The sequence below is a fragment of the Acidobacteriota bacterium genome, from assembly GCA_016184105.1.
Classification (GTDB): domain Bacteria; phylum Acidobacteriota; class Vicinamibacteria; order Vicinamibacterales; family 2-12-FULL-66-21; genus JACPDI01.
The window spans coordinates 18,341-38,912 of the sequence record JACPDI010000047.1; the positions used below are offsets into that span (position 1 = coordinate 18,341).

General features: G+C 67.5%; 17 protein-coding genes and 1 pseudogene. 13 read left to right on the forward strand and 5 right to left on the reverse strand.

Translation table 11 applies throughout. The features are described from left to right. Nucleotides 1-49 precede the first annotated feature (49 nt). Nucleotides 50-2,194: a HEAT repeat domain-containing protein gene (locus tag HYU53_16210; protein ID MBI2222737.1), complete on the forward strand. Its 2,145-nt coding sequence runs from the start codon at nucleotides 50-52 to the stop codon at nucleotides 2,192-2,194. Between the two features lie 615 nt (nucleotides 2,195-2,809). Here HYU53_16210 and HYU53_16215 read toward each other — a convergent pair. Both HYU53_16215 and HYU53_16220 read right to left on the reverse strand, forming a co-directional pair. Next, nucleotides 2,810-4,465 carry a hypothetical protein gene (locus tag HYU53_16215; GenBank protein MBI2222738.1) on the reverse strand — a complete coding sequence of 552 codons (1,656 nt, stop codon included), beginning with the start codon at nucleotides 4,463-4,465 and terminating at the stop codon, nucleotides 2,810-2,812. Next, nucleotides 4,462-5,591, reverse strand: a pseudogene (locus HYU53_16220) (D-alanine--D-alanine ligase). Before HYU53_16220 ends, HYU53_16215 begins: the two are co-directional and overlap by 4 nt. 44 nt (nucleotides 5,592-5,635) lie before the next feature. On the opposite strand from HYU53_16220, the gene tgt reads away from it, so the two are divergent. The 11 genes from tgt (at nucleotide 5,636) to HYU53_16275 (ending at nucleotide 16,255) form a co-directional block, all read left to right on the forward strand. Next, on the forward strand, nucleotides 5,636-6,799 hold the full coding sequence (gene tgt / locus HYU53_16225) for a tRNA guanosine(34) transglycosylase Tgt (protein ID MBI2222739.1): 1,164 nt from the start codon (nucleotides 5,636-5,638) through the stop codon (nucleotides 6,797-6,799). Beyond that, entirely contained in the window at nucleotides 6,796-7,137 is a 342-nt protein-coding gene (yajC, locus tag HYU53_16230; GenBank protein MBI2222740.1) for a preprotein translocase subunit YajC, read from the forward strand. The genes tgt and yajC overlap by 4 nt, the downstream gene beginning before the upstream one ends. Nucleotides 7,138-7,172: 35 nt before the next feature. After that, nucleotides 7,173-8,735 carry a protein translocase subunit SecD gene (gene secD / locus HYU53_16235; protein MBI2222741.1) on the forward strand — a complete coding sequence of 521 codons (1,563 nt, stop codon included), beginning with the start codon at nucleotides 7,173-7,175 and terminating at the stop codon, nucleotides 8,733-8,735. Between the two features lie 7 nt (nucleotides 8,736-8,742). After that, a complete protein-coding gene (gene secF / locus HYU53_16240) occupies nucleotides 8,743-9,723 on the forward strand; it encodes a protein translocase subunit SecF (protein ID MBI2222742.1) in 981 nt (326 codons plus the stop codon). Between the two features lie 4 nt (nucleotides 9,724-9,727). Further along, nucleotides 9,728-10,537 carry an undecaprenyl-diphosphate phosphatase gene (locus HYU53_16245; protein MBI2222743.1) on the forward strand — a complete coding sequence of 270 codons (810 nt, stop codon included), beginning with the start codon at nucleotides 9,728-9,730 and terminating at the stop codon, nucleotides 10,535-10,537. Continuing rightward, the gene (locus HYU53_16250) at nucleotides 10,534-11,145 is read left to right on the forward strand and encodes a DUF502 domain-containing protein (protein ID MBI2222744.1); all 612 of its coding nucleotides are present in this window, start codon (nucleotides 10,534-10,536) and stop codon (nucleotides 11,143-11,145) included. The genes HYU53_16245 and HYU53_16250 overlap by 4 nt, the downstream gene beginning before the upstream one ends. An 86-nt stretch (nucleotides 11,146-11,231) precedes the next feature. Then, the gene (locus tag HYU53_16255) at nucleotides 11,232-13,646 is read left to right on the forward strand and encodes a sodium-translocating pyrophosphatase (protein ID MBI2222745.1); all 2,415 of its coding nucleotides are present in this window, start codon (nucleotides 11,232-11,234) and stop codon (nucleotides 13,644-13,646) included. A gap of 242 nt (nucleotides 13,647-13,888) precedes the next feature. After that, nucleotides 13,889-14,611: a TonB family protein gene (locus tag HYU53_16260; protein MBI2222746.1), complete on the forward strand. Its 723-nt coding sequence runs from the start codon at nucleotides 13,889-13,891 to the stop codon at nucleotides 14,609-14,611. A gap of 46 nt (nucleotides 14,612-14,657) precedes the next feature. After that, complete coding sequence (locus HYU53_16265) at nucleotides 14,658-15,329, forward strand: MotA/TolQ/ExbB proton channel family protein (GenBank protein MBI2222747.1); 672 nt, start codon at nucleotides 14,658-14,660, stop codon at nucleotides 15,327-15,329. Between the two features lie 12 nt (nucleotides 15,330-15,341). Beyond that, nucleotides 15,342-15,779 (forward strand): biopolymer transporter ExbD, encoded by a 438-nt coding sequence (locus HYU53_16270; GenBank protein ID MBI2222748.1) that lies wholly within the window; start codon nucleotides 15,342-15,344, stop codon nucleotides 15,777-15,779. Continuing rightward, complete coding sequence (locus HYU53_16275; protein ID MBI2222749.1) at nucleotides 15,779-16,255, forward strand: biopolymer transporter ExbD; 477 nt, start codon at nucleotides 15,779-15,781, stop codon at nucleotides 16,253-16,255. Before HYU53_16270 ends, HYU53_16275 begins: the two co-directional genes overlap by 1 nt. A gap of 333 nt (nucleotides 16,256-16,588) precedes the next feature. On the opposite strand, the gene HYU53_16280 is transcribed toward HYU53_16275, so the two are convergent. Next, a complete protein-coding gene (locus HYU53_16280) occupies nucleotides 16,589-17,539 on the reverse strand; it encodes a tetratricopeptide repeat protein (GenBank protein ID MBI2222750.1) in 951 nt (316 codons plus the stop codon). A gap of 222 nt (nucleotides 17,540-17,761) precedes the next feature. Here HYU53_16280 and HYU53_16285 point away from each other — a divergent pair, with 222 nt between their 5' ends. Further along, the gene (locus HYU53_16285; protein MBI2222751.1) at nucleotides 17,762-19,924 is read left to right on the forward strand and encodes a bifunctional (p)ppGpp synthetase/guanosine-3',5'-bis(diphosphate) 3'-pyrophosphohydrolase; all 2,163 of its coding nucleotides are present in this window, start codon (nucleotides 17,762-17,764) and stop codon (nucleotides 19,922-19,924) included. A gap of 25 nt (nucleotides 19,925-19,949) precedes the next feature. Here HYU53_16285 and HYU53_16290 read toward each other — a convergent pair whose 3' ends face one another. Both HYU53_16290 and HYU53_16295 read right to left on the reverse strand, forming a co-directional pair. Further along, on the reverse strand, nucleotides 19,950-20,327 hold the full coding sequence (locus HYU53_16290) for a RidA family protein (GenBank protein MBI2222752.1): 378 nt from the start codon (nucleotides 20,325-20,327) through the stop codon (nucleotides 19,950-19,952). An 8-nt stretch (nucleotides 20,328-20,335) separates the two neighbouring features. After that, on the reverse strand, nucleotides 20,336-20,527 hold the full coding sequence (locus HYU53_16295) for a 50S ribosomal protein L28 (GenBank protein MBI2222753.1): 192 nt from the start codon (nucleotides 20,525-20,527) through the stop codon (nucleotides 20,336-20,338). Between the last annotated feature and the right edge of the window lie 45 nt (nucleotides 20,528-20,572).

Consider the following 20,572-nt stretch of genomic DNA (forward strand, 5'->3'; position numbering starts at 1 on the left):
TCGAGCACGTACAATGAAAAAGGTCGTGGAGAAAACGAAATCGATGTCGATGCCCCGGTGGGTTCTCGCGCCCGCGCTGGTGCTGTTCGGTGGCGCGTGCGCGTCCGCGCCCGCGTCGAAGGCGCCCGTGTTCACCTTCGAGCAGAAACTGGCGGACATCGTCCGTCTCGAGGACCAGCGAATCCTCCGCGCGGACCCGCCGCCGGCCCCGGTGGCGACCGGGCGCAAGGCGCGGAACGTGCCGCCCCCGCACGTCCCCGACCTCGTACCGCTGCTGGCCGATCCTGACGCGAAGGTGCGGCGCCGCGCCGCGCTCGCCGTGGGACGCGTCGGCGTTGCGGAGGGGGTGCCGCCGCTCCTGCCGCTCCTCAAAGACCCGGATCCCGACGTTCGGCAGATGGCGGCGTTCGCGCTCGGCCTGATCGGCGAGGCGCCGGCGGCGGCACCGCTGCAGGCGCTGCTCTCGGACACGTCGATGATCGTGCGCGGCCGCGCGGCCGAAGCGCTCGGCCTGATCGGCAGCCGCGCGGCGGCCGCGCCGATCGCGGCGATGGTGCGGGAGGCGGCGGCCCAGGGGAATGTCGGCGCGGTGCCAGCAGACACCGAGGAATGGCCCGCTGACGCGCCGCTCGAGGCGTTCCGCCTCGGGGTGTACGCCCTGGTCCGGCTCAAGGCGTACGAGCCGCTGGCATCCGCGGTGATTGGACCCGACGGGCAGCCGGTCACCAGGTGGTGGCCGGTGGCGTTCGCGCTGGCGCGCATTGAAGACGCGCGCGCGGTGCCCGCGCTGACCGCGCTCGCCTCCGGCGAGGGGCGCTACACGCGCGCGTTTGCCGCGCGAGGCCTGGGCGCCGCGAAGGCCCCGGCGGCGGTCGCGGCGCTGGCCGGGCTCGCCGATCCGGCGCGGCTCGACCCGCTCGTTGCCGTGTCCGCCGTGCGGGCGCTGGCGCAGGTCGGCGGCGATCGCGCGCTGTCCGCCGTGCTCGCCCTGGTGACCGCGCCACAACTCGATCCCAACGTCCGGCTGGAAGCTGTCGCGGCGCTGGTGTCGCTGGCCTCGCCAGCCGCGCCGCTGGCGAATCTCGCGCCGCAGGCCGCCGATGCGCTGATGGATCGGGTGGCCGACCCGTGGCCCGCCATGCGCGGACAGGCGCTTCGCGCGCTGGCGCAGATCGATCCCGATCAGTTCCTGTTCGCGCTCTCCGGCCTCGACCCGGATCCGCACTGGAGCGTGCGCGCCGCGCTGGCCGGCGCGCTCTCGACGCTGTCCCCCGACGTCGCGGTCCCACGGCTCGAGGCGATGCTCGCAGACGCCGACCGGCGCGTGATCCCGCCGGTCCTCTCCGGCCTGGTGCGCGTCAGAGCCCCGGACGTGGAAGCGATCCTGCGGAAACACCTGACCGATTCCGACGTCGTGATCCGCATGACGGCGGCACGGGAGCTGGGCGAGCTCAAGCCGGCCGATGGCCCGCAGCTCTTCGCCGATGCCTACCGGATGTGGTCAGGCGACGCCACGTATCTGGCGCGCGCGGCGGCGCTCACGGCGCTGGCCAGGTACGGCGCGGCGGCGAACGAGACGCTCAGCGCCGCGCTCAGCGACAGGGAATGGGCCGTCCGCGTCAGGGCGCTCGATCTCCTCGAGGAGATTGACCCCGAGGCGGCGCGCACCGCTGCGACCACGATCCGGCCTGCCCCGGGACAGCCCCTGGTCGCGTACGACGCGCCCGAGGTGGTCGCGCCCCGCTTCTCGCCGCATCTCTACCTCGAGACCACCAAGGGCCTGATTGAAATCGAACTCGCCGTCGGCGAGGCGCCGCTGACGGCGCACACCATCATGGCGCTCGCGCGCAAGGGGTTCCTGACGAACATCCCCTTCCACCGTGTCGTTCCGAATTTCGTCGTCCAGGTGGGGGACCCGCGCGGTGACGGCGAGGGGGGACCGAACTTCACGATCCGCGACGAGATCAACCAACTGCCGTACGTGCGCGGCGCGGTCGGCATGGCGCTCGACTGGCGCGACACGGGGGGGAGCCAGTTCTTCATCACGCACTCGCCACAGCCGCACCTCGACGCGCGCTACACGATTTTCGGCCGCGTGGTCAAAGGCATGGAGGTGGTCGATCGGCTGCAGCAGTGGGACGTGATCGAGCGGGCGCGGGTGTGGGACGGGGTGACCTTGACGCGTGCAAGGTAACAGGGAAAAAGGGAAAAGGTAAGAGGGAAGAAGAACGTCCGCAATAAAAAAAGGGGGCTGCTTTCGGCCCCCTTTCCCTAGTGGCTAGGGCAGAAGCTTACCGCTTCTTGCCACCCTTCTTCTTGGCGCCACCTTTCTTCGCGCCGCCTTTCTTCGCCATGTGTGTTCCCCCCTTTCGTCCGGGCGTTCGTGAGAGCTTCAACCGCGCGATTGCCTGCTGCCTACCGGCACGCCAGGGAACCCGTGCGGCGCCCTCAGCTTCGTTGCACTTCCGGGCGTCATGCCCGGAAGATCCTGCTGCAAAAAACTTCGGGGGTGTCAGGCTCGCCTAACACCCCCGGGACCGGCGACGGCTATCTCTTTTTGCCGCCCTTTTTCTTGCCGCCCTTTGCAGTCTTCTTCGCCATTCTTCCTCCTCAGGAATTTGGCAGCTCAGCGTTCTATCCGGTTCCGAGTGGTCGCTACAGGTGGGCTGAGCAAGCCACCTGCATACCAGATGTAGATTATGGATGAGAAAAATTCGGTGTCAAGCACAAAACATCGCTTGAAGTCAAAAATTTTCTCTCCCGAAGGTGTTTTCGGCGCCGCACGGCGCGCGCTGTAGGAGACCGCGGCCTAGCGGCGCGCCGCGCGCGCGGCGCGCGGCGATGCCGTGGCCGCCGAGAGGCGCGCGAGCAGTCGCTGGGCGAGCGTGCGCGTTTCGGCGGACGCGCCGAACACGCCGGACGCGCCGCGATACATCGCCGCGGCGCGATCGCGGCGCCCGGCCCGCTCGTGCAGTCGTCCCGCATCGAGATACGCGGCGGCGAGGATCGTTGGCGGGCATGCGGCGCGCAGCCGGATCGCGCGGTCGTACGAGCGAAGCGCGTCCGCCTCGTCGCCGCGCGCCTGCGCGAGGCGCCCTGCGCGATAGTGCGACACCGGATCGTTGCCGCGCAGCTGCAGCGACCGGGTCAGCGCCGCGGCGGCCGTTCCCAGCTCGTTGCGCTGCAGGGCGCGCCACCCCTCCATCGACAGCCGGTACGCGTCGGCGACCCGCGCATCCGGCCGCCGGCCCAGCGCGCGGTTCGCCTGGTTGACGATGCCGAGCGGGTCGTCGGCGGGGGCGGCCGCGAGCGCCGACCGGTACGCGGCCGAGGCCAGATCCCGGTCACCCATGCGGTCGTACGCCTCGCCGAGGCGGAACGCCGCCAGCGCGCGCGCCGAGTAGGGGGCCTCCGGGCGCAGCTCCAGCGTCGCCTTCAGCTGCTCGATGGCGCGGTCGGTTTCCACCAGTGCCTCGAGCTGGCGCGCCATGCCGATCCGCGCCTGCGTCTCCGCCATGCGCGGGTCGCTGACGCGGTGCTCGCGCGCCGAGGCGAGCACCGAGGCGTAGGCGGCCAGCGCCGCGGTCGGGTCGTGAAAGTAGATGTCCTGGATCTCGGCGATGAGGATCGCGAAGTACGCGTTGGTCGGATGCCGCGCGCGGAGGCGCTCGAGCAGTTCCACGGCGCGGTCAGGCCGGTTCTCGTACCAGAGGTACAGGATGTGGAGCTGGAAGTCCGCCTCCCCCCTCAGCACCTCTCCCAAGGCCTGCGTGCGCAGCATCTGCCGCAGCCCCTCCTTCTTGTCACCGCCGGGCAGCAGCAGGAGCCACCGCAGGATCTTCGCGGCCGCCGGCGCCACGTCGGCATAGTACTGGTAGAGGCCGATGCCGAAGTACGCGTCGTTCAGCCGCGGGTCGAGCGCGACCGCGCGTTCGAGCGCCTGTTTAATCCGCTTGCCATCGCGCGCGGCCGCCAGTTTCTCGGAGCGCAGCACGCGGAACTGCACGCGCAGCGCGTATGCGGCGCCGAGATAAAACCAGGCCTCCCCGTCGCGCGGCGCGCGGCCGGTCCACGCCTCGGTCGCCGCGATCGCCGCGTCCACGTCGTGCATGAACGCGGCATCGCCGGCGCGCGTGTGCGGATCGCGCTGGATGCGCCACCAGGCCCCCGTCACGCGCAGGACCTGGCACGCTTCCGCCGGAGCCGGCGGGCAGGCTTTCCCCAGCTCGATGTCGATCTGATCGGCGCTTCGTCCGTCCAGGATGGTGTCGTAGACCGCCCCGAGCGCTTCGGAACCGCGGAGCCGCCTTGCCGGCGGGGCCTGCGCGGCCACCGGCAGTTGCAGCAGCGTCACGCAGATGAGCAGCGCCGCAATCATCCGCCGAAGTTGCCGCAGGCCGCGGTTGACCCGGACCGCCGCGCGAGCCGGCCGATCCGCCGCAGCCGGCCGCCCCCCGAGGGTCATACCGAGGTCTTGAGCTGCTGGCGTTCGGCGTGGCGCTCCAGCGCGAGCGCGATCAGCCGGTCGAGCAACGCGGGGTAGGACAGCCCGGAGGCTTCCCACATCTTCGAGTACATGCTGATCGTGGTGAAGCCGGGGATCGTGTTGGCCTCGTTGATGTAGATCTGGCCGGTCGACCGGCTCAGGAGGAAGTCGACGCGCGCCATCCCGCTGCAGTCGACGCAGTCTGCTCCCCGGTGAGCGGCGCCGGGATGAGGAGCCTCGACCCCTCGTCCAGGTACTTGGCCTCGTAGTCGTAGAACTCGCGCGAGGGAATGATCTCGCCGGGGACCGACGCTTCCGGCGTGTCGTTGCCGAGGACGGCCACCTCGATCTCCCTCGCGTCGGGCACCGCGGCTTCGACGATGATTCGCCGGTCGAAGCTGGCGGCCAGATCCATGGCCGCGGCGAGCTCGTCCGCGATCTTCACCTTCGAGACGCCGACGCTCGATCCCAGGTTGGCCGGCTTGACGAAGACCGGGAATCCGAGCCGCTTCGCGACGCGCCTCGCCACGCCGGCGCGATCGGCGAGCCAGTCCCCCCGGAGCACCAGCTCATAATCGGCCACGAGCAGTTTCCGCGCGGCGAAGATGACCTTGGACGTGACCTTATCCATGCCAACCGACGAGGCGAGGACGCCGGCGCCGACGTACGGCACGTTGGCCAGCTCCAGGAGCCCCTGCATCGTCCCGTCCTCGCCGTACGGCCCGTGCAGGACCGGGAAGATCACGTCGAGGTGCAGCTCGGTCACGTTCGCCGGGCTGCCGTCGCCGTTCCCCGTGCCGCGGCGATCGATCGCCAGCAGCGTCTCGTCGCCCGGGCGCGGCAGCAGGAAGATCTCGCGGCCGCCGCGGGAGCGCGAGCCTTCGAGACGCGCCTGTTCGATCACTTCAGCCGCCGAGGCGGCCGTGGGCGGGCGATCGGCGAGCACCCAGCGGCCATCCTTTTCGATCCGGATCGCGATCGGCTCGTAGCGCTCGCGATCGAGATTGGCAAACACCGCCGCCGCCGACGCGAGCGACACTTCATGCTCGCCGGAGCGGCCGCCGTACAACACGCCGACGCGAAGACGCTTACGTGGAAGATTCACGGGAAATCCCTGCTGGTCCGAGCATTCGATTATAAGCTACGAGCGTGGCGCCGGCGCTCGAGTTCACGATCACCCATCGCTCAGGCCACGCGCGGGCGGGCGTGCTGCGCACGGCGCACGGCGAGGTCGACACGCCGGCGTTCATGCCGGTCGGCACCCGCGCGGCGGTGAAGGCCGTCACGCACCGCGATCTGCTGGACGCGGGTGCGCAGATCGTGCTCGCCAACACGTACCATCTCTACCTGCGGCCCGGCGACGATCTGATTGCCCGGCACGGGGGGCTTCACCGCTTCATGTCCTGGGACCGGCCGATCCTCACCGACAGCGGAGGCTATCAGGTCTTCAGCCTCGCGGACACCAGGACGGTCACCGACGAGGGTGTCCGCTTCCAGTCGCATCTCGACGGCAGCGCGCACGCGATCTCGCCGGAGAAGGCGACCGACATCCAGGCCCAGCTCGGATCCGACATCGCGATGGTGCTCGACGAGTGCGTGGCCTCGCCCGCCACGCCGGACGTCGCGCGACGGGGGATGGAGCGAAGCGCGTCATGGGCGGCGCGCGCCCGCGCGCGGTTCGAGGCGATCGGCGCCGGCGAGGCGCCGGGCGTGCGGGCGACCAATCGGGGACAGGCGCAGTTTGGCATCATCCAGGGGGGCGTGTACCCGGACCTGCGCACCGAAAGCGTCCAGCGGACGACGGAGGTCGGTTTCGAGGCGTACGCGATCGGAGGGCTCAGCGTCGGCGAACCGGTGGACGTGATGTATGACGTGGTGGGGCACACCGCGCCGCGGCTGCCGGACGACCGGCCGCGGTACTTGATGGGCACCGGCATGCCCGACGACCTGATCGAGTGCGTGGCGCGCGGCATCGACCTGTTCGACTGCGTGCTGCCGACCCGCAACGCGAGGAACGGGCAGCTGCTGACGCGCGATGGCCGCCTCGTCATCAAGAACGCGCGCTACGCCGACGACGAGCGCCCGCCCGACCCGGCGTGCGGCTGTTACACGTGCCGTACTTTTTCACGGGCGTACCTGCGCCACCTTTTCCTCAGCCAGGAAATGACCGCCGCGACCCTCAACTCGTTGCACAACCTCTACTTTTACCTTGACACCATGCGGAGGATTAGGGAGGCTATAGTGTTCGGCACGTTCGAGAATTTGCGACAGGAATTCCATCGGACGTTTTCTCGCCGATCCATCACGACATGAACAGCCTTGCTGACCTGCATCTGATCGCGATGGCGGCCCCGGCCGGAGGGCCGAGCCCGCTCTGGCAGTTCCTGCCCTTCGCGCTCATCCTCGCCATCTTCTATTTCCTGATCCTGCAGCCGATGAAACGGCGGCAGCGCAAGATCCAGGACTTCCAGAGCTCGCTCAAGGTGGGCGACCAGGTCGTCACCACCGGCGGGATCTACGGCCAGGTGACGAAAGTCGACGAGCGCACCGTGCAGCTGCAGATCGCGGACAAGGTCCGGATCCACATCGCCCGTGCCGCCATCGGCGGGTACCAGGGCCAGGAGCCGGTTGTCCCCGAACAGGGCGCATGAGCGGCACGGTCACGTAGACCCGAGATTCAGACCCCATGACCAAGAACCTTCGCTGGAAAGTGATCACTATCCTCGCCGTCACGGCGATTGCCGTGTGGGCCTTCTACCCGCCGCAGCAGAAGGTGCGGCTCGGTCTCGACCTCAAGGGGGGGGTCCACCTGGTCCTCCGGGTGCAGACCGACGATGCGCTGCGCATTGAAACCGAGGCGTCCTCCGAGCGCCTGCGCGAGACGCTGAGCGGCAAGGGCATCAACGTCACGATCGCGCCGGCCTCCCCGACCGAGTTCCGTGTCGAAGGGGTGTCCGTCGATCGCGACCAGGAGTTCCGGCGGACAGCCGACGAAGAGGTGGGCACGGTCTACAACCGCGAGTCGGGCGCGCGCGGCACGTACGTGTACCGCATGAAGCCGAACGTCGCGATCCAGCTCCGCCAGGATTCGGTCACGCAGGCGCTGCAGACCATCGAGCGGCGCGTGAACGAGCTGGGCGTCGCCGAGCCGATCGTCGCGCTGCACGGCACGGCGGCGGACCAGATTCTCGTCCAGCTGCCGGGCGTCAGCGACGTCGCCCGGGCGAAGGAGATCATCCGCTCGACGGCGATGCTCGAGCTGAAGATCGTCGAGTCGGGTCCCGCCACCTCGCGCGAGGAGCTGCTGAAGGCGAGCGGCGGCAAGGAGCCGCCGGAGATGCAGGTCGTGCCCGGCGTCAGCGCCGCGACGGAGGGAGGGCGCGCGGAAACCGTCTATTACACGGTGCGCCGGGTCGCCGCCGTCACGGGGCGCGACCTGCGCAACGCGCGCCCGACGCTCGACGAGAACAACCAGCCCGCGGTCAGCTTCTCGCTGAACCGCGAGGGGGCCCGGAAGTTCGGGACGGTGACCGGCGCCAACATCGGGCGCCAGCTCGCCATCATCCTGGACGGGCGCGTCCAGTCGGCGCCGACGATCGAGGGGCGCATCACCGACGAGGGGCGCATCACCGGCTCCTTCACCCAGCAGGAGGCCGCGGACCTGTCGCTGGTGCTGCGGTCGGGCGCGCTGCCGGCGTCGCTGACCTACCTGGAGGAGCGCACGGTCGGGCCGACGCTGGGCCGCGATTCCATCCGCGCGGGCGTGTACGCGTCGATCACCGGACTCCTGCTCGTCGCCCTGTTCATGCTGGCGTTCTACAAGCTCTCGGGCATCAACGCGCTCGTCTCGGTGGCGATGAATCTCGTGATCCTGCTCGGGTTCATGGCGTACATCGGCGCCACCATGACGCTGCCCGGCATCGCCGGCTTCATCCTGACGATCGGCATGGGTGTCGATTCGAACGTGCTGATCTTCGAGCGCATCAAGGAGGAGATGGCCGCGGGCAAGGGGGCCCGCGCGGCGGTCGCCGCGGGGTTCGACCGCGTGTTCCTCACGATTCTCGACACGCACGTGGCGTCGCTCATCGCCGCCGCCTTCCTCTTCCAGTTCGGCACGGGGCCGATCCGCGGGTTCGCGACGACGCTGTTCTTCGGGCTGCTGTCGAACGTGTTCACCGCCGTGTTCGTGTCGCGCACGATTTTCGAGATGGTACTGGGACGCCGCACCGCGGCGAAGTTGAGCATCTAGGGTCCTTATGCGAATCTTCACGAACGCGCACTACAACTTTCTCCGCTGGCGCTGGCACGCGCTCGCGCTCTCGGCGGTCGTCGTCCTCGGCGGACTCGCCCTGATGGTGTCGCGCGGCGGTGTGCCCCTCGGCGTGGACTTCTCGGGCGGCACGGTCCTCGTCTATAAGTTCGACCGGCCGATCTCCGAAGACGCCGTGCGCAGCGCGATCAGCGGGCTGCCCGGCGAGGAGATCATCCAGTCGTACGGCCAGCCCGGCGAGAACGAGATCCTGATCCGCCTGCCCGAGATGGTGGCGGAGGAGGGGGCGAGCCTCGAGCAGGGCTCTCGCGCCGTCGAGGACGCGCTCGTCCGCGCCGACATCGGCAAGCCCGAGCTCCTCAGCCGCGAGATCGTCGGGCCGGTCGTCGGCCGCGACCTGCAGCGCAAGGGAATCTACGCCACCCTCGCCTCGATCCTCGGGATCACGGCGTACATCGCGTTCCGGTTCCGCTTCAGCTTCGCGATCGGCGCGATTGCCGCCACGCTCCACGACATCCTCGTCACGCTCGCCTGCCTGTCGTTTGCCGGCTACGAGCTGTCGCTGAACGTCGTCGCGGCGCTGCTGACGATCACCGGGTACTCGGTGAACGACACGATCGTCGTCTTCGACCGGGTGCGCGAGAACCTGCGCGGCATGCGGCGCGATGCGCTGGACCAGGTCGTCAACCTCAGCGTGAACCAGACGCTGGGGCGGACGATCATCACCGCCGGGACGACCTTCGCGGCGGTGCTGGCGCTGTTCTTGTTTGGCGGCGAGGTGCTGCACGCCTTCGCCTTCACGATGCTCGTGGGGATCGTCAGCGGCACGTACTCGACGATCTTCATCGCCTCGGCGATCGCCATCATCCTGAGCAAGCGGCGCGCGCGGGCGCGCGCGCCGGCCGCGCCGGCGGGCGACAAGGGCGACAAGGGCGACAGGAAAGACCGCAAGGCGCGCGCGTCGTAGCCCAGTGGGCCTGGTGGATCTGCTCACCGCGGCGCTGCTCGGCGTCCTGCAGGGGCTCACCGAGTTCCTGCCGATCTCGTCCACCGCGCATCTCCTTGTGGCGGCGAACCTGCTCGGCTACGAGGACCCGGGCGGCGCGTTCACCGTCATGATCCAGCTGGGATCGATCCTGGCGGTCATGTGGCTGTACCGCGCGAAGCTGCGCGCGCTGGTGGCAGGACTGCCGGAGGAGGCCGGCGCGCGCCGGTTCGCGATGGCGATCCTGGCGGCGTTCGTGCCGTCGCTCGTCGCGGGCGCGCTGCTGGCGGACTACGTCAAGACGGTCCTCTATCACAGCACGGCGGTGATCGCGGCCGCGTTCATCGCGGGCGGCATCGTCATGCTGCTGGTGGAGCGGTTCCGATCGCCGGCTGCCGTGGCGGAAGCGGACCAGACGCCGGTTGCGCGCGCGCTCGGCGTGGGCGCGTTTCAGGTGCTGGCGCTCGTCCCCGGCGTGTCGCGCTCGGGCGCGACGATCGTCGGCGGCCTGCTGATGCGGCTCGACCGCCGCGCCGCCGCGGAGTTCTCGTTTTTTCTCGCGATGCCCACGATGGTGGCGGCGTTCGTGCACGACCTGGTCGCCTTCCGCGGGCACTTCGCGTTCGACCGCGCGGCGGAGATCGTCGTGGGGTTCGTCGCGGCGTTCGTCGCCGCGGCCCTCGTCGTGCGGCCGTTCCTGGCCTTCGTCGGGCGGGCGGGCTTTGCCCCCTTCGCCTGGTATCGCATCGTGGCGGGCGTGGCGCTGCTTGGCGCGCTCGCCGTGGGACTGCTGTGATCCAGTGGCTGCGCCGCAGCTTCATCACCGGCTTCTTCGTGACGGTGCCGCTCGTCGTCAGCGTCGCGGCGCTCGTCTGGCTGTTCCGCCAGGCCGACGGGTTTCTCGGACCGCTCTACGCGAAATGGCTCGGCCGCGAGGTGCCGGGGCTGGGCGTCGTGACGATTGTCCTGGGCGTGCTGCTGATCGGCGCCTTCGCGGGCAACGTGATCGGCAGGCGGTTGGTGCAGCGCGCGGAGTACTATCTGCTGCGCGTGCCGGTGTTCCGCACGATTTACGCGCCAGTCAAGCAGCTGGTCGTCGCCTTTTCGCCTGATAACGAGTACGGGTTCAAGCGGGTGGTGCTGCTGGAGGACAGCGCGCGCGGGTTCGTGCTCGGCTTCCTGACGCGCGAGTTCACCATCGATCGCGGGCAGGGGCCCGAGCGGCTCATCGCGGTCTACGTCCCCACCAACCATCTGTATCTCGGCGACGTCCTGATCTGCCCGCGCGACAAGGTGTTCTATCCCGACATCACCGTCGAGCAGGGGATCCGGATTTTCCTGACCGGCGGCATGGCGCTCGCCGCGCGGCTGCGGGTGCGACGCGGTGAGGATCTGGGGATATGAGGATTCGACGATCCAGGGATGTGACGATGTTCAAGAGAGGAGAGACGAGCGTGAAGAGTGTTGTGCTCGCGGTACTGCTGCTCGCGATGCCGGCGATTGCGGTGGCGCAACCATCGACTCCGCATCCGACCCCGGAGTCATCCGCCGTGCCGGCGCAGGGGCCGCAGCACCGCGGCGGTGAGGCCAACCTCGTGCTGCCGGATCTGTCGCCGGTCACCTTCGGCGGCATCGGGGCCCGGACGCTGCTCCTGGCCGGGCTCGGCGTGTGCCTGCTCGGCCTGGGCTTCGGGTACGTGATGTTCACGCAGCTGCGCGGCCTGCCGGTCCACCAGTCGATGCGGGAGATCTCGGAACTGATCTACGAGACCTGCAAGACCTACCTGATCACACAGGGGCGTTTCATCCTCCTGCTCGAGCTGTTCATCGGCGCCGTCATGTTCTTTTATTTCTATTTCCTGGCGCATTTCGCGCTGGTGAAAGTGGTGATCATCCTGATCTTCAGCCTGATCGGGATCGGCGGCAGCTACGGCGTGGCGTGGTTCGGCATCCGCATCAACACCTACGCGAACTCGCGGACGGCGTTCGCGGGGATGCGCGGCAGGCCGTTCCCCATCTACGACATCCCGCTCAAGGCGGGCATGAGCATCGGGATGCTCCTCATCAGCGTCGAGCTGTTCATGATGCTCTGCATCCTGCTGTTCATTCCGGGCGACTACGCCGGACCGTGCTTCATCGGGTTTGCCATCGGCGAGTCGCTGGGCGCGGCGGCGCTCCGAATCGCCGGCGGCATCTTCACGAAGATCGCGGACATCGGGTCCGACCTCATGAAGATCGTCTTCAACATCAAGGAAGACGACGCGCGGAATCCGGGCGTGATCGCCGACTGCACCGGGGACAACGCCGGCGACTCGGTGGGCCCGACGGCGGACGGCTTCGAGACGTACGGCGTCACCGGCGTCGCCTTGATCTCCTTCATCCTGCTCGCGGTGAAGGACCCGCTCGTGCAGGTCCAGCTGCTCGTGTGGATCTTCATGATGCGCGTCATGATGATCGTCGCCAGCGGGCTGTCCTACGTGATCAACAACGCGATAGCCCGCGCCCGCTACGGCGAGGCGCGCGCGATGAACTTCGAGGCGCCGCTCACCTCGCTGGTGTGGATCACGTCGGTCGTGTCGGTCGTCCTCACCTTCATCGTGTCGCGCTGGCTGATTGCCGACCTCGGCGACGGGTCCCTGTGGTGGAAGCTGTCGGTCGTGATCACGTGCGGCACGCTCGCCGGCGCGATCATCCCCGAGCTGGTGAAGGTCTTCACGTCGACCGAATCGGGCCACGTCAGGGAAGTGGTGGCGTCGGCGCGGGAGGGGGGGGCGTCGCTCACCATCCTGTCCGGCTTCGTGGCGGGCAATTTCAGCGCGTACTGGCTCGGCGTCAGCATCGTCGCGCTGATGGCGATCGCCTACGGCGTCAGCCTCATGGGGCTCGAGGCGCTGATGATCGCGCCGGCGGTGTTCGCGTTCGGCCTCGTGGCGTTCGGCTTCCTCGGGATGGGGCCGGTGACGATTGCCGTGGACTCGTACGGGCCGGTCACCGACAACGCGCAGTCCGTCTTCGAGCTGTCGGTCATCGAGACGCTTCCCGGCATCAAGCAGGAGATCAAGCGGGACTACGGCTTCGACGTCGACTTCGAGCGCGCGAAGCACCTGCTCGAGGAGAACGACGGCGCGGGCAACACCTTCAAGGCCACCGCCAAGCCGGTGCTGATCGGCACCGCCGTCGTGGGCGCCACGACGATGATTTTCTCGATCATCGTCGTGCTGACCGAGGGGCTGCAGCCGGAGCTGGTCCGGAACCTGTCGATCCTCCACGCGCCGTTCCTGCTGGGGCTGGTGACCGGCGGCGCGATGATTTACTGGTTCACCGGCGCGTCCACCCAGGCGGTGACCACGGGCGCGTACCGCGCCGTGGAGTTCATCAAGCGCAACATCCGCCTGGACCGGCCGGAGCGGGCATCGGTGGCCGACAGCAAGAAGGTCGTCGAGATCTGCACGCAGTACGCGCAGAAGGGGATGTTCAACATCTTCCTGGCGATCTTCTTCGGCACGCTCGGGTTCGCGTTCCTCGAGCCCTACTTTTTCATCGGCTACCTGATTTCCATCGCGCTCTTCGGCCTCTTCCAGGCGATCTTCATGGCGAACGCCGGCGGCGCGTGGGACAACGCCAAGAAGATCGTCGAAGTGGAGCTGAAAGAAAAAGGCACGCCGCTCCACGCGGCGACGGTCGTGGGCGACACCGTCGGGGATCCCTTCAAGGACACGTCGTCGGTCGCGATGAATCCTGTCATAAAGTTCACGACGCTGTTCGGGCTGCTGGCCGTGGAGCTGGGGGTGCAGCTGTCCAGGGACGTGGGGGTGGGGCTCGGCTATGGGCTTTCGGCCCTGTTCCTGCTGATCTCGATGACGTTCGTGTACCGGTCGTTTTACAGTATGCGGATCAAGGCGTAAAAACGGGGTCGGGGTCTCTTGTCGCCCCGGACGGGGCGTCCGGACCATAGAGGCCGGCCCATCCGCGGCTCCTGCCTTTACGGCCGGGTTCCCGGGAGCCGCGCCGGATTTTTCGGAACCGGTGGCCATCGTTCGGGATCCGGTGTCTAAGGCTTCAAGGCGATTCGTTGACACCGGTTTTTGGCTGCCGATATACTTGCGTCCTTTGTCGGCTCCCGCTCCTTCTGTAGGAGGACTCACCCGTGCCGCGTGAAATGTTCGGCGATGTGACCGATCCATCCGTCAGGGTTGGATCGAAGCAGTGGTACGTTGTCCCGCTCTCCATTGCCGCTCACGTTCTTATTCTTGGTGCTCTCATCATCATTCCGCTGATGGCGGCTGACGTGCTGCCGACACCGCCGGCAATGATGGCGTTCGTGGCGGCTCCCCCACCCCCGCCGCCACCCCCACCCCCGCCGCCAGCGCCCACGCCTGCTGCGCCGAAGGTGCAGCCGGTGCAGGCCAATCCCGCCGCGGCGCCGATCGAGGCGCCGAGCGAGATCAAGCCTGAAAGCGCGGTGGCGGCCACCGCAGCCGAAGGGGTCGCGGGCGGCGTCGAAGGCGGCGTCCCTGGCGGCGTGGTCGGCGGCGTCGTTGGCGGATTGCCGGAGGCGCCGCCTCCCCCCCCGCCGCCCCAGGCGCCGGTGCGCGTCGGCGGCAACATCCGCGCGCCGCAGAAGCGCAAGCACGTCAACCCGGCGTATCCGCCCATCGCGCAGTCGGCGCGCGTGCAGGGGGTGGTCATCATCGAGGCGACGATCGGACCGGATGGCAAGGTGAAGGACGCGAAGGTGCTCCGCTCGATCCCGCTGCTCGACCAGGCGGCGCTCGACGCGGTGAGGCAGTGGGAGTTCACGCCGACGCTGCTCAACGGCGTGCCGGTGCCGGTCATCATGACGGTCACCGTCAACTTCACGCTGCAGTAGACACGTAACCCGCACTTATTCGGAGGTTGGATCGATGGAAGGCGGAATGAACCTGATCGAAATGTGGAACCAGATGGGTTGGGTCGCGAAGGCCATCGCGGTCATCCTGGCCATCATGTCCATGTGGTCTTTCGGCGTCGCGATCGAGCGCATCTACACGTTCACCCAGGCGCGGAAGCAGTCGAAGCTGTACGCGCCGCAGGTCGCCAAGCACCTCAAGGAAGGGCGCCTGAAGGATGCGATCGCCGTGTCGTCCTCGAAGAACTTCCGGTACAGCCACCTCGCGAAGGTCGTGCTCGCCGGCCTGCAGGAATACCAGTTCCAGCAGGAGAGCGGCTCGACGCTGAGCCGTGAAGACCTCGTCGACACCGTCCGGCGCGCGATCCAGCGCGCGGCGGCGCTGACGGCCAACGACCTGAAGAAAGGGGTCGCGGCGCTCGCGACCATCGGCGCGACCGCGCCGTTCGTCGGGCTGCTCGGCACGGTGGTCGGCATCATCACCGCGTTCCAGGGCATCGCGGCCACAGGCTCGGGTGGTATCGGCGCGGTGTCGGCCGGTATCGCGGAAGCGCTCGTCGAAACGGCGCTCGGGCTGCTCGTCGCCATCCCGGCGGTGTGGTTCTACAACTACCTGTCGGGGCGCATCGAGTACTTCAACGTCGAGATGGACAACTCGTCGTCCGAGCTGGTCGACTACTTCATCAAGAAGACCGCGTAAGGGGACACAACCATGGCAATGGATGTTGGCGGCGCCAAAGGCGGCCTCAAGGCCGACATCAACGTCACGCCGCTCGTCGACGTCATGCTGGTGCTGCTCATCATCATGATGCTGGTCGCGCCGATGCTGCAGAAGGGCGTCGACGTCAAGCTGCCGCAGGCGGCGAACACGAGCGACAAGCCGGACACGCAGGAGCAGACCGTCCTGCACGTCACGGCGGACAGCCGGTTCTTCGTGAACGGCGTGCCGGTGGATCGCCGCGACTTCGCGGACCGCGTGGCCAACGTGCTCGAGGATACGAAGGAGCGGGTCGTCCTCATCAAGGGGGACGAGGACGCGCCGTACAGCGCCATCATGGAGGCCATGGACGACCTCCGGAAGGCGAACATCGAGAACGTCGGCCTCATCACCGAGCGCAAGCTGCGGCCCGGTGAGACGGGAGGCAAGTAATGTCACACGCGCACAAGCACCACGGCGCCGAGAAGGTCGTCAAGGGCGCGGAACTGCACGCGTCGGCGGATATGAACGTCACGCCGCTGATCGACGTGCTCCTCGTGCTCCTGATCATCTTCATGGCGGCCCTTCCGTTGACCCAGAAGGGCGTGGACATCAACCTGCCGCTCGAGACGAACCAGAACCCGAACGACACGCCGGACCTCAACCAGATCGTCGTTGAGTACAACGCGGGCCGGCAGATGGCCGTCAACAAGCAGCCGGTCAAGATGTCGGAGCTCGAAACGCGGCTCCGGAACATCTTCGAGCAGCGCAAGGACAAGACGATGTTCATCGTCGGCGATCCGTCCGTGCGGTACGGCGAGATCGTCGAGATCATCGACGCGGCGAGGGGCGCCGGCGTGGAGAAGGTCGGGATCGTCACGCTCGGCATGCGCCAGGCGGCGGCCGCAAGCGCCCCGTCGGGACTGTAAGCTTCACATCGATCGAACAACCTGGGGCCGCCTGTCGCACAGACAGGCGGCCCTTCTTACGTACGCAAAGGTTCGCACGGAGGGGAGGTTCACCTTCGTCCTGCTGTGGCGTCCCCACGCCACGATGACGCCCTCGTGAAGGCGTGCGACGGCATCGACTACGTCACGCAGGACATGGCGATCACGATCCTGACCGACGAGCAGGAGCACCTGGGAGTTCGAGGGGTTCCTCAGGGAGTACGAGTCGAAATAGGGTCGCTCGCAGAAGCGAAAAGGGCCGCTGGCGATGATCGCCAGCGGCCCTTAATGAACCGAACCCTGAACCCTGAACCCTTAGTCGCCCACTCCCGCGGTCTTCTTCTTCTGGAGTTCGATGGCCTTGTTCCGCAGCGTATCCGCCTCCTTGTAGAGCGCGGCGCGCTTGGCGGGATCCTGTTCCAGGTTGCCCTTGAGCCGGAGCAGGAGGTTCTTGTAGGTCAGTGCCTCCATGTAGTTGGGATTGAGCTCGATCGCCCGGGTCGACGCCTCGATCCCCTTCTCGATGTTGTCTTTCTTCTCGGCGTCGGTCAGCCGGAAGTTCCGGAAGGCGTTGTCCCAGTAATACGTCGCGATGGTGTAATGCGCCTCGGGGTTGTTCGGCTCGATCTGGGCGCGCTGCTGGAGCGCTTCCATCGTCTTGTCGAACTCACCCTGCCGGTTGTAGAAGCCGGCGATTGTCATGTACACGGTGGGGTCGTTCGGGCGGGCCTGCTTGGCCTGCTCGAGCACCTGCGCGGCCTCGTCATAGCGGCCTGCATCCTCGTAGATGCGCGCGAGCGCCGAGTAGTTCTCGACTTCCTTCGGATCCATCTCGATCATCCGCCTGACGATGGGCTCGGCCTGCTCCGGGTCGTTCAGCTTGTCGGGCCCGTACGCGGCGACCAGGTACTGCAGCGCAAGCCGCTTCATCTTCGGGTTTTCTTCCCGTTCAGCGGCAATCCTGTAGTTCTTGATCGCGTTCTCGAGCAACTTGTCGTTCTCGGGCTCACCCTTGCGGGTGGCCTTGTACAAATTGTCATAGCTGTTACCCAGATAGAAGTAGGCGGTCACCAGGTTTGGATCCTGCTGGAGCGCCGTTTCGTACTCCGTGGCGGCGCGGCGGAACTCCCCCTGCTGGTACAGGGCGTTCGCGTCCTTGAAGTTCTTCTTGGCCTTGAGTTCGTTGAACTTGCCGCAAGCCGTGACGGACAGGGCCAGCGCCGCGACCATCGCCATGGCCAGCAGGCCCCGCATGGACTTTCGCATAAGCTCCCCCTTGATGCGACCGGGAACGTCTGGCCCGGCGCCCGGAGTGGGTTTGTAGGACGGGGAGAATGAATTCGCCCGAACCCGGTCAGTATAGTGAACCGGATTTCGGACCGTCAAGCGCCGTATGGCGAAAAACAGGGCCTTTTTGCCGTGATTTCCCGCGCCGCGGCCGCCCGCCTGCGCCCGTCCGGTTATCATGAAACTTAGACACCGCTCTCCATGATCAGGTTCGAAGATCTCGTCGAAAAAGTCCGGTCGGCCAGCCCGGATGCCGATATCGAGTTGCTGCGGCGGGCCTATGTCTTTTCCGCCTTCGAGCACAAGGGACAGGTCCGCCACTCCGGGGAGCCGTACCTGGTGCATCCACTCGAGGTGGCGGACATCCTGGCCGACATGCGGCTGGACGTGGTGACCATCGCGGCCGGCCTCCTCCACGACGTGGTGGAAGACACGCTGACCACCATCGAGCGGATCCGGGAGCTGTTCGGCGAGGAGGTGGCCCACCTGGTCGAGGGGGTCACCAAGCTGGGCGCGATTCCGTTCAGCTCCAGCGAGGAGCGCCAGGCGGAGAACTTCCGCAAGATGCTGCTCGCCATGGTTGACGATGTGCGCGTCATACTCGTCAAGCTGGCCGACCGGCTCCACAACATGCGCACGCTGCACTTCCTGCCCGAGGAGCGGCGCCTGAAGATTGCCCAGGAGACGCGCGACATCTACTCCCCGATCGCCAACCGGCTGGGGATGGCCAAGGTCAAGAACGAGCTGGAGGAACTGGCGTTCCGCTCTCTCGAGCCGAAGGCGTACGAGGCGCTGCGTTCGCAGGTCGAGGCGCGCCGGAAGGCCACCGAGGGGATGATCGAGGACCTGAAGCGGACGATCGCGGCCAAGCTCGAGGAAGCGCAGGTGCCGATCATCGAGATCGACGGGCGGATCAAGCGCCTGTTCAGCATCCACCAGAAGCTGCGGCGCCAGAAGATCGATCTCGACCAGGTGTACGACTTCGTCGCGCTGCGCATCCTGACCCACTCGGTGAAGGACTGTTACGCCGCGCTCGGGATCATCCACCAGACCTGGTCGCCGGTCCCGGGGCGCATCAAGGACTTCATCGCGATGCCGCGGCCCAACGGGTACCAGTCGCTCCACACGTCGGTGATCAGCGAGCGGGGGTTCCCCTTCGAGGTGCAGATTCGCACCGCGGACATGCACCGCATCGCGGACGAGGGGATCGCGGCGCACTGGAAGTACAAGGAGGGGCGCGTCGGCGCCGACCGCGACGAGCAGTACTTCATCTGGCTGCGCCAGCTCCTCGAGTGGCAGCAGGAGGTGCGCGATCCGCAGGAGTTCATCCAGAACCTCAAGATCGAGCTGTACCCCGAGGAGGTCTACATCTTCACGCCGAAGGGGGAGGTGAAGGCGCTGCCGCGCGGCGCCACGCCGGTCGACTTCGCCTACGGCGTGCACACCGACGTCGGACACCAGTGCGTCGGCGCGCGCGTGAACGGCAAGATGGTGCCGCTCCGCACGCGCCTCAAGAACGGGGACATCGTCGAGATCGTGACGACCGCGGGGCACAAGCCGAGCCGCGACTGGCTGAACTTCGTCGCGACCTCGCGCGCGCGCAGCAAGATCAAGCACTTCATCCACGGCGAGGAGAAGGCGCGCGCGATCGAGCTCGGGCGGAAGCTGTTCGAGAAGGAAGCGCGCCGCTTCGACGTCAACCTGAAGGATCTGCTCGCACCCGAGACGATCGCGAAAGCGGCCTCCGACTACGGCGTCACGAAGGCGGACGAACTGCTGGCGGCCATCGGCTACGGGAAGCTCGAGCCGCGCGCCGTCCTGACGAAGCTCGCACCGCAGGGCGGGCTCAAGGAGAAGGCGCCGGACACCGCGCTCACGTCGGTCGTCAAGCGCGTCCTGGGCACGGGAGAGGAGAAGATCAAGGTGCGCGGGTTCGACGACCTGCTCGTCTTCCGTGCCAAGTGCTGCAACCCGATCCGCGGGGAGAGCATCGTGGGCTACATCACGCGCGGCAAGGGCGTGTCCGTGCATTCCGCCACGTGCCGCAACGTGGTCAACCTGCTGTTCGATCCGGAGCGGCGAATTGACGTCGAGTGGGACAAGGGCGGGGACGCGGCGCCTTACGTCGTCCGCCTGGCGATCCAGGTCGAGGACCGCAAAGGGATCCTCGCCGACGTCAGCTCGAAAGTATCGGGCATCAACACCAACATCCGGAACGTCGAGGCCACGAGCAACGGCGAGCGGCTGGGGCGCATCAACATGACGGTGGAGATCAGCGACCTGAAACACCTGCAGAAGGTGGTGAAGTCGCTCAAGAGCGTGGAGGGCGTGCTCGACGTGGAACGGGAGCGGGCACGGCGGTGATCGGATCGCCGGGAGCCTCTGGGATCTACAGGATGGCGATCACGTCGATCTCGATTCGCGCGTCCTTCGGGAGGCGTGCCGCCTGCACGGTGGCACGCGCCGGCGCCGGGTTGGAGAAGTAGCCCGCATAGACGTCGTTCATCGCGGCGAAATCCCCCATGTCGGCGAGGAACACGGTCGTGCGCACGACGTGGTCGAGCGAGCCGCCGGCCGCCTTGAGGATCGCGGCGAGGTTGTCGAGCACGCGCCGCGTCTGCGACGCGATGTCTCCCTGGATCAGCGCGCCGGTCGCCGGATCGATCGGGATCTGCCCCGACACGAAAAGCATGTTGCCGGCGCGCACCGCCTGCGAATAGGGGCCGATGGCTTTGGGGGCGTGTTCGGTCGAGACCGCCTGGCGCATGGCGAGGACTAGGCGGCCTTGACGACTTTGTTCGAGCGCAGGCAGCGGGTGCACACGCGGATGCGGCGGATACCCCCGTTGATGAGTGCCCGGACCCGCTGCAGATTCGGCTCGAACCGGCGCGGCGTCACATTGTGGGCGTGGCTGATATTGCGGCCCACCGCCGGGCCCTTCCCGCAGATTTCACAACGCTTGGCCATTATCAGGTCAGTCCTTGGATACAGGAACCCCGTATAATAGCGTGA